The organism is Streptococcus mitis, from assembly GCF_023109105.1.
Classification (GTDB): Bacteria; Bacillota; Bacilli; order Lactobacillales; family Streptococcaceae; genus Streptococcus; species Streptococcus mitis_BW.
In genome coordinates this window covers 106411-117991 of sequence record NZ_JALDTZ010000004.1, presented here as the reverse complement: position 1 = coordinate 117991, position 11581 = coordinate 106411, and the positions used below count along the sequence as shown (strand labels likewise).

Here is an 11581-nt window from a genome sequence, read left to right as displayed (position 1 = left end):
TATCAGATGATGAGACAAAATATTTTTGAAAAGCAAAAAAGACAAACGCCAAAAATGACGTTTGTCTACATTCTGAAGCCTTTAATAGGGCTTTTTTCTTTATCCTGCCTCAAATTTTTCCCTAAAACTGAAAATCTTATTTTAAAGAATGCCCAAATGCTTTCTAGTCCCGTTTTAAAGTGACTCAGGGGGCTTTTTTTGATATAATAAAAAGGACTGTTATCAGTTAGAAAGAGGTTGGTATGAAAGAATTACAAACTGTACTAAAGAACCATTTTGCAATCGAGTTTGCAGATAAAAAGTTACTGGAAACTGCCTTTACTCATACGAGTTATGCTAATGAGCATCGCCTCTTAAAAATTTCACACAATGAACGCTTGGAATTTTTAGGAGACGCTGTTCTACAGTTATTGATTTCAGAATATCTGTATAAAAAATATCCTAAAAAGCCTGAGGGTGATTTGTCCAAACTCCGTGCTATGATTGTCCGTGAGGAGAGTTTGGCTGGTTTTGCGCGTGATTGCCAGTTTGATCAGTTTATCAAGCTTGGTAAGGGGGAAGAAAAATCTGGGGGGCGCAATCGTGACACCATTCTTGGTGATGCCTTCGAAGCCTTTCTTGGTGCTCTCCTTTTGGACAAGGATGTGGCCAAGGTCAAGGAATTTATCTATCAAGTCATGATTCCTAAGGTTGAAGCAGGCGAATTTGAGATGATTACAGACTACAAAACCCATCTCCAAGAGTTACTACAGGTCAATGGGGATGTGGCTATTCGTTATCAGGTGATTTCTGAAACAGGTCCTGCCCACGATAAGGTTTTTGAAGTAGAAGTTCTTGTTGAGGGTAAGAGTATCGGTCAAGGTCAAGGTCGTTCTAAGAAACTAGCAGAGCAGGAAGCTGCCAAAAATGCCGTTGAGAAAGGGCTGGATTCATGTATTTAAAGGAAATCGAAATTCAGGGATTCAAGTCTTTTGCTGACAAGACCAAGGTCATCTTTGACCAAGGTGTGACGGCAGTTGTTGGACCAAATGGATCTGGAAAGTCGAATATTACAGAAAGTCTGCGCTGGGCATTGGGGGAGTCTAGTGTTAAGAGTCTCCGTGGTGGCAAGATGCCGGATGTCATTTTTGCTGGAACAGAAAGTCGCAAACCGCTCAATTATGCTTCTGTAGTTGTGACTCTGGATAATAATGATGGATTTATAGAGGATGCAGGTCAAGAAATCAGGGTAGAACGCCATATCTATCGAAGTGGAGATAGCGAATACAAGATTGACGGCAAGAAAGTCCGTCTGCGTGATATTCATGATCTCTTCTTGGATACAGGTTTGGGACGAGATTCCTTCTCTATCATTTCCCAAGGGAAGGTTGAAGAGATTTTCAACTCCAAGCCTGAAGAACGTCGTGCCATTTTCGAAGAAGCTGCTGGAGTTTTAAAATACAAGACTCGCAGAAAAGAAACTGAGAGTAAATTGCAGCAAACTCAAGATAATCTAGACCGCTTAGAGGACATTATCTACGAGTTGGATAATCAAATCAAGCCTCTGGAGAAGCAAGCTGAGAATGCCCGTAAGTTTTTAGACTTGGAAGGTCAACGTAAGGCCATTTATTTAGACGTTTTAGTTGCTCAAATCAAGGAAAATAAGGCTGAATTAGAGTCGACAGAAGAAGAGTTGGCGCAGGTTCAGGAACTCTTGACGAGCTACTACCAAAAGCGTGAAAAACTAGAAGAGGAAAATCAGAATCTCAAGAAGCAACGCCAAGATTTACAGGCTGAAATGGCCAAAGATCAAGGCAGTTTGATGGATTTGACCAGTCTGATTAGTGATTTAGAGAGAAAATTAGCCCTGTCGAAACTGGAGTCTGAGCAAGTTGCCCTCAATCAACAGGAAGCACAAGCCCGTTTAGCTGCTTTGGATGATAAGAGAAAGTCACTCAGCAAAGAAAAATCTGATAAAGAAAACTCTTTAGCACATTTAGAGGAAAACCTAGTCCAAAATAATCAAAAGGTCAATCGTTTAGAAGCTGAATTGCTAGCTTTTTCAGATGATCCTGATCAGATGATTGAGCACTTACGTGAACGTTTTGTAGCCCTTTTACAAGAAGAAGCAGATGTCTCAAACCAACTGACCCGCATCGAAAACGAGTTGGAAAATAGTCGTCAGCTTTCTCAAAAAAAAGCAGATCAACTACAAAAGCTGAAAGAACAGCTGCCTACAGCTAAAGAGAAGGCTAGTCAGCAAAAAGAAGAGCTTGAAACTGCCAAGGAGCAGGTTCAGAAATTATTGGCTAACTATCAAGCTATTGCCAAGGAGCAAGAGGAGCAGAAAGCTTCCTATCAAACTCAACAAAGTCAACTCTTTGACCGTCTGGATAATCTCAAAAACAAGCAGGCCAGAGCTCAAAGTTTGGAAAATATCCTGAGAAATCATAGTAACTTTTATGCAGGTGTTAAGAGTGTTCTCCAAGAAAAAGACCGTCTTGGTGGGATTATTGGCGCAGTCAGTGAGCATCTGACCTTTGATGTGCATTATCAAACTGCCTTAGAGATTGCATTAGGGGCCAGTAGTCAGCACATCATCGTAGAAGATGAGAACGCGGCAACCAAAGCCATTGATTTCCTCAAACGGAACAGAGCCGGTCGTGCAACCTTTCTTCCTTTGACAACGATTAAGGCGCGTACGATTTCTAGTCAGAATCAAGATGCTATCGCTGCAAGTCCGGGATTTCTGGGCATGGCAGATGAATTAGTGACATTCGATACTAGACTGGAAGCCATTTTCAAGAACTTGCTAGCTACGACAGCAATTTTTGATACAGTGGAACATGCGCGTGCAGCAGCTCGTCAAGTTCGTTATCAGGTTCGTATAGTGACACTGGATGGGACAGAGTTGCGAACAGGTGGTTCCTATGCAGGTGGAGCCAATCGCCAGAATAACAGTATTTTCATCAAGCCAGAACTGGAGCAATTACAAAAAGAAATTGCTGAAGAAGAAGCAAGTCTTCGTTCAGAAGAAGCGAGTTTGAAGGCTTTGCAAGATGAGATGGCTACGGTGACAGAAAGATTAGAAGCCATCAAATCTCAAGGAGAGCAGGCTCGTATTCAGGAGCAGGGCTTATCCCTCGCTTATCAGCAAACCAGTCAGCAAGTTGAGGAACTGGAAACTCTTTGGAAACTACAAGTAGAGGAATTAGATCGTCTTTCTGAAGGAGATTGGCAAGCAGACAAGGAAAGATGCCAAGAGAGCCTTGCTACAATCGCCAGTGATAAGCAAAAGCTAGAAGCTGAGATTGAAGAGATTAAGTCTAACAAAAATGCCATCCAAGAACGCTATCAAAACTTGCAGGAAGAGCTAGCGCAAGTTCGCCTGCTTAAGACAGAACTACAAGGGCAAAAACGTTACGAAGTTGCGGATATTGAACGCTTAGGTAAGGAACTAAATAATCTTGATCTTGAGCAAGAGGAAATTCAGCGTCTTCTCCAAGAAAAGGTTGATAATCTTGAGAAGGTTGATACAGAACTGCTCAGTCAACAGTCTGAAGAAGCCAAAATTCAGAAAACAAACCTCCAACAAGGTTTGATTCGCAAGCAGTTTGAGTTGGATGATATTGAAGGTCAACTGGATGATATTGCTAGTCATTTGGACCAGGCTCGCCAGCAGAATGAGGAGTGGATTCGCAAGCAAACTCGTGCTGAGGCCAAGAAAGAAAAGGTCAGCGAGCGCTTGCGCCATCTACAAAGTCAATTAACAGACCAGTATCAGATTAGCTATACTGAAGCACTAGAAAAGGCACATGAGTTGGAAAATCTCAATCTGGCAGAGCAAGAGGTTAAAGATTTAGAGAAGGCTATTCGCTCGCTGGGTCCTGTCAATTTGGATGCTATTGAACAGTACGAAGAAGTTCACAGCCGTCTGGATTTCCTCAATAGCCAGCGAGATGACATTTTGTCAGCGAAAAATCTGCTCCTTGAGACCATTACAGAGATGAATGATGAGGTCAAGGAACGCTTTAAATCAACCTTTGAGGCTATTCGTGAGTCCTTTAAAGTGACCTTCAAACAGATGTTTGGCGGAGGTCAGGCAGACTTGATATTGACTGAGGGCGACTTGCTGACAGCTGGGGTTGAGATTTCTGTTCAACCTCCAGGTAAGAAAATCCAGTCGCTTAACCTTATGAGTGGTGGTGAAAAAGCCCTATCGGCTCTTGCTTTGCTCTTTTCCATTATTCGTGTCAAGACCATTCCATTTGTCATCTTGGATGAGGTGGAAGCTGCGCTGGATGAAGCCAATGTTAAACGTTTTGGGGATTACCTCAATCGATTTGACAAGGACAGCCAGTTTATCGTTGTGACCCACCGTAAGGGAACCATGGCAGCGGCTGATTCTATCTATGGAGTGACCATGCAAGAATCAGGTGTCTCAAAAATTGTTTCGGTGAAGTTAAAAGATTTGGAAGAAACAGTAGACTAGTTACCAAACGATAGCATCTCTTAGGGGATGCTATTTTTTAAAATTAACATCTTGAAATGTTTTTTAATACTCAATGAAAATCAAAAAGCAAACTAGGAAACTAGCCGCAGGTTGCTCAAAGCACTGCTTTGAGGTTGTAGATAAGACTGACGAAGTCAGTTACATATACCTACGGCAAGGCGACGTTGACGTGGTTTGAAGAGATTTTCGAAGAGTATAAGGTCAGTTCAGGAGCAAAAAACAACATTTGGGATTTCCTTTTAGCGAAAAGGCTTTCTCTATGATATAATAGTTTCATGATTACAACAGTACCTATAAAAAATGAAAAAGACATCGCAGTACCGGATAAAACAGTTCTTGTATTAGGCTATTTTGACGGTATTCATAAGGGACATCAGAAGCTTTTTGAAGTAGCTAGCAAGGCTTCTATGAAAGATTATCTACCAGTTGTCGTGATGACCTTTACAGAGTCCCCTAAGCTCGCTTTGCAACCTTACAAGCCAGAATTAATGCTTCATATTGTCAGCCATGAAGAACGTGAACATAAGATGAAATGGCATGGAGTAGAAGCTCTTTTCTTACTTGACTTTAGTAGTAAATTTGCTAGTTTAACGGGGAAAGAGTTCTTTGATACCTATGTTAGAGCATTAAAACCAGCGATTATCGTAGCAGGATTTGATTACACGTTTGGTTCTGATAAGAAAACTGCTGATGATTTGAAAGACTATTTTGATGGCGAAATCATCATTGTTCCACCCGTTGAGGATGAAAAGGGGAAAATTAGTTCTACTCGTATTCGTCAAGCTATTCTTGATGGAGATGTAAGGGAAGCAGGTCATTTACTTGGAACTCCTCTACCATCACGTGGAATGGTTGTTCATGGCAATGCTCGTGGACGGACTATCGGTTACCCAACAGCAAACTTAGTTTTAAGAGATCGAACCTATATGCCAGCAGATGGTGTCTACGTAGTCGATGTCGAAGTGCAGCGTAAAAGATATCGTGGAATGGCGAGTGTTGGGAAAAATGTTACTTTCGATGGAGAAGAGCCACGTTTTGAAGTCAATATTTTTGATTTCTCAGATGACATTTATGGTGAAACAGTCATTGTCTACTGGTTAGACCGTGTACGAGAAATGGTCAAATTTAACTCCGTTGAAGAACTGGTAGACCAACTCCAGAAAGATGAAGAAATTGCTCGGAATTGGAAGGATTGAGAGTAGGATGTTTAAAAAGTGAACCATATTTTGTGTTTGCTTTTTTATTTTTGAAAAGAAATTCTTACAGATATAAACCCGATTGAAGCTTTGTTCGAAATCTGTTAAAATAAGGATATTAATAATTTTAAAAACCAAAGAAAAGAGATTATATGATTACAGGTGAATTAAAAAATAAAATTGATTAGTTGTGGGAGATTCTTTGGACTGAAGGTAACGCAAATCCTCTAACAAATATTGAATATATGATAGAAAGAGCAAAATCATAGTTGACAATTCAAAAATCTTTGGAAGAATTAAAAACCTTAAAAAATCACTTATGCAGGAGTATTTTGGATAAGATTTGAAATGAGATAGCAGTTTTACACTATCGTTGTAATTACCGTAATTATTTGTTATAATACTTCAAAGGAGGAAATCAGATGGTCGTAAAAACAAGAAAACAAGGAAATTCAATCACCATTACCATTCCCAGTGAATTCAATATTCCAAGTGGTGTTAAATACGAAGCAAAATTGTTACCAAGTGGTGAAATTATCTTTACTCCTGAAGAATTGGATCATCAGGTTTCTTATGTATCTGATGATGACTTTAACTTGAAATTGGATACAATTTTTGATGAATTCGACGATGTTTTCAAAGCTTTGGTGGAAAAATGACAATCTATCTAACAGAAAAGCAAATTGAAAAAATTAATGCTTTAGCAATTCAACGATATTCTCCAAATGAGAAAATTCAAACAGTTAGTCCTTCGGCTTTAAATATGATTGTCAATTTACCAGAACAATTTGTCTTTGGGAAGCATCTTTATCCAACAATTTTTGATAAGGCAACGATACTATTTGTTCAATTGATAAAGAAACATGTTTTTGCTAATGCAAATAAACGAACAGCCTTTTATGTTTTAGTGAAATTTTTACAATTAAATGGTTATCACTTTTCTGTTTCTGTGGAAGAAGCGGTTGATATGTGTGTGACTATAGCGGTAGAAACTTTAACTGATGAAAAAATGATAAGATATTCTAAATGGGTTTCTGAACATTCTGTCAGAGAAAAGAACAAAAAGTAAGCTAGTTTGTTAAATTGAAATGAGCATAAGAAAAAAATGAAGAGACAATATTAGAATTCTGTAATACAGAAACTCTGATATTGTCTCTTTTTTATTAAAACACACGATACACATAGGGATTTTCTGGTTTATCGACTTTAGTAAAACTATCAATTTCCAAGGTTGGGAGGTTTTGTTTGAGTTCTTTATGGTAGTGATTGACCAGTTTTCCTTTGGCTGTTATCCAGGTGTTATTCTCATACTGACGGGTATTTCCCTTGGTCAGCAATCCATAGACACCCGAATCTGCGATACAGTGGATAATGCCGAAGCGGAACAAAAATTGGCTATTGGCATGGCTGGGGTCATTATAGACAAAGCCTGTAAACTGGACTGTCTTGCCTTCAAATTCATCTGGATAGTCGTAGATGGCTTCCATGACTTCCATATAGTTTTCATTAGTAATTCGAATGCTATCTTGGGACAAGTATTTATCCGCCGCCGTTCGCATTTCCTTGTCATAGGCTGTTTTTGAAAAATAAGAACTGGTATCTGGTTTCAAATATTGGCTTGTCGTCCCTTCACTTGTCTGAATGGCTTGATCCGTCCCTTCCGATAGGGGGAAATGATAGCCTTTAGCCGAAACGGTTTGAGAATCCAAGCTAACAGTTGGGAAAGTTAAGCCAACGATAAGTGGAATGGCCAGAAGAGCAATACTCGTCACCTTCGCCAATCGGTTGTTCAGATGACTGTGAATTTTAACTTGCTTCATCCAGATATATAATTGAACAATTGCTAAGATAAAGGAAAGCACCATGGAAATATAGGCCAGATAGGAATAGTGCATGTTGATGTACTGGTTTAATTTGCCTGACAGATGAAGATACACGGTCAGTTCAAAATATCCAGCTAAAACTAAAAATCGAATCATAGGATGACTCCAATCAAGAGAGAATACACTAAAACGACAAGAGTCACAATAGTTATGAAGTGACTGATAAATCGTGCTTTCAAGTAATTTTTCATCATGAGAATATTTTTGATATCCAGCATTGGGCCAATGACGAGAAAGGCCAGAACTGGTGCCAAGCCGAAACTCGATAGAAGAGAGGCTCCGATAAAGGCATCCGCCTCACTACAGAGCGAAAGAAGAAAGGCTAAAAGCATCAAGAGCAGAATGGCAAAAATAGGGGTCGCACTAATAGAGGTCAGAATCCGAGTCGGAACGTAAACCTGTATAACAGAGGCAAAGAGACAGCCAAATACCAAATAACGCCCCGTATCAAAAAATTCATCAATTGCTTGCACAAAGACCTGAAAAATTTTTTTTGCAGGGCTCAAGTGAGAAAAATCATGTTCATGACAGGCCAAACGATTTTCTTTTTGAATCGGTTCTTTCCAGAAAAAACCTAGAAAAATCCCAAGTATCACAGCTACAAGAATGGAACCCAGAGCTCGTAACAGAGCAACATGGAAGGAGTTGCCAAAGGCAGAATAGGTCGCAAAGAGAACAATGGGATTGATGACAGGTGCTGTCACAAGAAAAGGAACGGCCGTGTAACTGGGAACCTTCTTTTCCAGAAAACGATTGATAATGGGGACAATTCCACATTCACAAGAGGGAAAAAGTATTCCGACAAAGGTGCCAAAAAAGATTCTCCCCCAACGATTTCGAGGGAGAAAATGATAAACCTTTTCAGGTGTGATATAAACCTCAATCAGCCCTGAGACAATACTTCCTATCAGAACGAAGGGTAGGGCTTCAATGATAATGGAGAGAAAAATCGCCCCGGTTTGAAGCACACTAGATGGGAGTTGTTGGAAAGCAGTCATCTAGTTTTTCTTTTCTGCTTTGGCTTTTTTCTCTTTGTCATCAGGGAAAGTAACTTGTTTCAAATCTGGAAGTTTCGCAAACTCTTCAAACATCTTGTCCAAGTCGTCTGTTTTTGTAAATTTTACAGCCATAGGTGTACCTCGATTCTAAATTCTACCTCTATTATACTATTATTTTGAGGAAAAGGGAGTTTTTTAATTTGTTTTCGATAGTTGATACTCTTCGAAAATCTCTTCAAACCATGTCAGCTTCGCCTTGGATTATAGATTATATATGTGACTGACTCCGTCAGTCTTATCTACAACCTCAAAGCAGTGTTTTGAGCAACCTGTGGCTAGCTTCCTAGTTTGCTTTTTGATTTTCATTGAGTATGAAAAGGATTGGAGAAAGCCTTCCACCTTGTGGTATAATAGTTTTATGGATAAAAAATATGAAAAAATCTCCCAGGATTTGGGAGTGACTTTAAAGCAAATTGATACCGTTCTGAGTCTGACAGCTGAAGGGGCGACGATTCCCTTTATCGCGCGTTATCGCAAGGACATGACTGGTAGTCTGGATGAGGTGGCGATTAAGGCCATTATTGACTTGGATAAAAGTCTGACCAACCTCAACGACCGTAAGGAAGCTGTCTTAGCTAAGATTCAAGAACAAGGCAAGTTAACCAAGGAGTTGGAAGAGGCTATCTTAGCTGCCGAAAAACTAGCAGACGTAGAAGAACTTTATCTTCCTTACAAGGAAAAACGTCGGACTAAGGCAACTATTGCCCGTGAAGCCGGACTTTTCCCACTTGCTCGCTTGATTTTGCAGAATGTAGCTGGCTTAGAAAACGAAGCTGAAAAGTTTGTCTGTGAAGGATTTGCGACTGGTAAGGAAGCCTTATCTGGTGCAGTTGATATCTTGGTTGAAGCCTTATCGGAAGATGTGACCTTGCGTTCCATGACCTATCAGGAAGTGCTGAGACACTCTAAACTCACTTCTCAAGTCAAGGATGAAAGTCTTGATGAAAAGCATGTTTTTCAGATTTATTATGATTTTTCAGAGACAGTTGGCAACATGCAGGGTTATCGTACCTTAGCCCTCAATCGTGGGGAGAAGCTCGGTGTCTTGAAGGTCGGTTTTGAACATGCGACAGACCGCATTCTTGCTTTCTTTGCTGCTCGTTTCAAGGTGAAAAACGCTTATATAGATGAAGTAGTTCAACAATCTGTTAAGAAAAAAGTCTTGCCTGCTATCGAGCGACGCATTCGGACAGAATTAACTGAGAAAGCGGAAGAAGGAGCTATCCAGCTCTTTTCTGACAACCTGCGCAATCTCCTCTTGGTTGCTCCTCTAAAAGGGCGCGTGGTTCTAGGATTTGACCCTGCCTTTCGTACAGGTGCCAAGCTAGCTGTCGTTGATGCAACAGGAAAAATGCTGACAACACAGGTCATTTATCCTGTCAAACCAGCATCAGCTCGTCAAATCGAAGAAGCCAAGAAAGATCTGGCAGACTTGATTGGTCAATACGGTGTAGAAATCATTGCTATCGGAAATGGAAGTGCCAGTCGTGAAAGTGAAGCCTTTGTGGCGGAAGTTCTGAAAGATTTTCCTGAAGTCAGCTATGTTATCGTCAATGAAAGTGGTGCTTCGGTATACTCTGCCAGCGAACTTGCTCGTCAGGAGTTCCCAGACTTGACTGTTGAAAAACGCTCTGCTATTTCTATCGCCCGTCGTTTACAAGATCCTCTTGCGGAATTGGTCAAAATTGATCCTAAGTCAATCGGTGTCGGTCAGTACCAACACGATGTCAGTCAAAAGAAACTGTCTGAGAGCCTGGACTTTGTCGTCGATACGGTGGTCAACCAAGTCGGTGTCAATGTTAACACAGCCAGCCCAGCTCTTCTTTCCCACGTAGCTGGACTCAATAAGATCATTTCTGAAAATATCGTCAAATATCGTGAGGAAGAAGGGAAAATCACTTCACGCGCTCAAATCAAGAAGGTTCCTCGTCTGGGAGCCAAGGCCTTTGAACAGGCAGCTGGTTTCCTTCGCATCCCTGAAAGTAGCAATATCCTTGATAATACAGGAGTTCACCCAGAAAATTACACTGCCGTTAAAGAACTCTTCAAACGTTTAGATATTAAAGACATAAACGAAGAAGCCCAAAGTAAACTCAAGTCACTTTCAGTCAAGGAAATGGCGCAAGAGCTAGACCTTGGTCCAGAAACTCTTAAAGATATCATTGCAGACCTTCTCAAACCAGGTCGAGATTTCCGTGACTCTTTTGATGCACCTGTGCTTCGCCAAGATGTTCTAGACATCAAGGATTTAGAGGTTGGACAAAAACTAGAAGGAGTAGTGCGTAATGTCGTTGACTTCGGTGCCTTCGTTGATATCGGGATTCACGAGGACGGCTTGATTCACATTTCTCATATGAGTCGTAAATTTATCAAACATCCTAGCCAGGTGGTGTCTGTCGGAGATTTGGTGACCGTTTGGGTTAAGAAAATTGATACTGAACGCGAAAAAGTCAATCTGTCGCTCCTAGCACCAAATGAAACTGACTGATTACGTCAAGCAGGTTTCACTAGAAGACTTCGGCAGACCTTTTATCCATCATGCACAGTGGAATTCTCGTCTACGTTCGACAGGTGGGCGATTTTTCCCAAAAGATGGGCATCTGGATTTCAACCCCAAGATTTATCAGGAACTGGGTTTGGATGTTTTTAGGAAAATTGTCCGACATGAACTCTGTCATTATCACCTCTATTTTCAAGGGAAGGGTTATCAACACAAGGATCGGGATTTTAAGGAACTTTTGAAAACGGTGGATGGATTACGCTTTGTGCCAACCTTGCCAAATAATCACTATAAACCACTCAAGCTTTATCGTTGTCAATCCTGCCAGCAAACTTATCAGCGCAAACGAAGGATTGATACCAAACGCTATCGCTGTGGGGTTTGTCGAGGTAAATTGCTACTAATAAATCAGCCTGAGGACTGATGAAAGCCGAGCCTACCCGTGATATACT

The 11581-nt window shown here is 40.6% G+C and carries 12 protein-coding genes; 9 read left to right on the top strand and 3 right to left on the bottom strand.

The genetic code is table 11. The features are described from left to right. The 7 genes from M1F37_RS04225 to M1F37_RS04200 all read left to right on the top strand — a co-directional run. A partial coding sequence (locus tag M1F37_RS04225; protein WP_247934845.1) for a hypothetical protein occupies positions 1 to 183 on the top strand: 183 nt, incomplete at its 5' end. A 59-nt stretch (positions 184 to 242) separates the two neighbouring features. Continuing rightward, positions 243 to 941: a ribonuclease III gene (gene rnc, locus M1F37_RS04220; protein WP_000661481.1), complete on the top strand. Its 699-nt coding sequence runs from the start codon at positions 243 to 245 to the stop codon at positions 939 to 941. Continuing rightward, positions 932 to 4471, top strand: a complete 3540-nt coding sequence (smc, locus tag M1F37_RS04215) for a chromosome segregation protein SMC (protein ID WP_247934844.1) — start codon at positions 932 to 934, stop codon at positions 4469 to 4471. Before rnc ends, smc begins: the two co-directional genes overlap by 10 nt. A 73-nt stretch (positions 4472 to 4544) precedes the next feature. Beyond that, a complete protein-coding gene (locus M1F37_RS09980; RefSeq protein ID WP_282184468.1) occupies positions 4545 to 4670 on the top strand; it encodes a hypothetical protein in 126 nt (41 codons plus the stop codon). A gap of 97 nt (positions 4671 to 4767) precedes the next feature. After that, positions 4768 to 5688, top strand: a complete 921-nt coding sequence (locus M1F37_RS04210) for a bifunctional riboflavin kinase/FAD synthetase (protein WP_247934843.1) — start codon at positions 4768 to 4770, stop codon at positions 5686 to 5688. 422 nt (positions 5689 to 6110) lie between these two features. After that, entirely contained in the window at positions 6111 to 6347 is a 237-nt protein-coding gene (locus M1F37_RS04205) for an AbrB family transcriptional regulator (protein WP_247934842.1), read from the top strand. Further along, positions 6344 to 6757, top strand: a complete 414-nt coding sequence (locus M1F37_RS04200; protein ID WP_247934841.1) for a type II toxin-antitoxin system death-on-curing family toxin — start codon at positions 6344 to 6346, stop codon at positions 6755 to 6757. Before M1F37_RS04205 ends, M1F37_RS04200 begins: the two co-directional genes overlap by 4 nt. 94 nt (positions 6758 to 6851) lie before the next feature. On the opposite strand, the gene M1F37_RS04195 is transcribed toward M1F37_RS04200, so the two are convergent. The 3 genes from M1F37_RS04195 to M1F37_RS09975 are packed head-to-tail and all read right to left on the bottom strand — an operon-like array spanning position 6852 to position 8701. Further along, positions 6852 to 7667, bottom strand: a complete 816-nt coding sequence (locus M1F37_RS04195) for a TIGR03943 family putative permease subunit (RefSeq protein ID WP_247934840.1) — start codon at positions 7665 to 7667, stop codon at positions 6852 to 6854. Further along, entirely contained in the window at positions 7664 to 8569 is a 906-nt protein-coding gene (locus M1F37_RS04190; protein ID WP_247934839.1) for a permease, read from the bottom strand. The genes M1F37_RS04195 and M1F37_RS04190 overlap by 4 nt, the downstream gene beginning before the upstream one ends. Continuing rightward, a complete protein-coding gene (locus M1F37_RS09975; protein ID WP_004234728.1) occupies positions 8570 to 8701 on the bottom strand; it encodes an SPJ_0845 family protein in 132 nt (43 codons plus the stop codon). A gap of 286 nt (positions 8702 to 8987) precedes the next feature. Here M1F37_RS09975 and M1F37_RS04185 point away from each other — a divergent pair, with 286 nt between their 5' ends. Together M1F37_RS04185 and M1F37_RS04180 are read left to right on the top strand one after the other, a co-directional pair. Beyond that, positions 8988 to 11117, top strand: coding sequence for a Tex family protein (locus tag M1F37_RS04185; RefSeq protein ID WP_247934838.1), 2130 nt, complete (start codon positions 8988 to 8990; stop codon positions 11115 to 11117). Next, the gene (locus M1F37_RS04180; protein ID WP_247934837.1) at positions 11104 to 11553 is read left to right on the top strand and encodes a SprT family protein; all 450 of its coding nucleotides are present in this window, start codon (positions 11104 to 11106) and stop codon (positions 11551 to 11553) included. The genes M1F37_RS04185 and M1F37_RS04180 overlap by 14 nt, the downstream gene beginning before the upstream one ends. Positions 11554 to 11581 lie beyond the last annotated feature (28 nt).